This window comes from Colwellia sp. BRX10-4, from assembly GCF_014077465.1.
Classification (GTDB): Bacteria; Pseudomonadota; Gammaproteobacteria; order Enterobacterales; family Alteromonadaceae; genus Colwellia_A.
This window is the reverse complement of the sequence record NZ_JACGVZ010000133.1, coordinates 1-305: the sequence shown is the minus strand read 5'-3', so window position 1 is coordinate 305 and position 305 is coordinate 1. Positions and strand designations below refer to the sequence as shown.

The following is a 305-nucleotide window of genomic DNA, read 5'->3' as shown; positions in this document are numbered from 1 at the left end:
CATAACGCCTCATTAAGAGGCAAAAAACAGTTGGTTAAAATAAGCGACGCAGGAGCAAAAACCAACTGTTTTTTGTCCTGCTTTAATGACTTGTTATAAGTATTTTACTCTGACTCTGTTTTAGGTTTGATTAACAGTTCTAGCAATATCTTTTCGATAGAATAAAAGCATAAAGATAAAACTGTAAATAACCCTGTAATTATTGCACCCCAAATAAAACCTGAATCGCTACTTGTATAAGGTAAACCTAACTCAGCATGACGTTCAATACTTGAATTAATTAAGTACCAATTTGCAAAAACAGC

The 305-nt window shown here is 32.8% G+C and carries 1 protein-coding gene; it reads right to left on the bottom strand.

Annotated features, from left to right (window positions below):
- Nucleotides 1-104: 104 nt before the first annotated feature.
- On the bottom strand, nt 105-305 hold a 201-nt coding region (locus H4J67_RS20145), incomplete at its 5' end, for a hypothetical protein (RefSeq protein ID WP_182204949.1).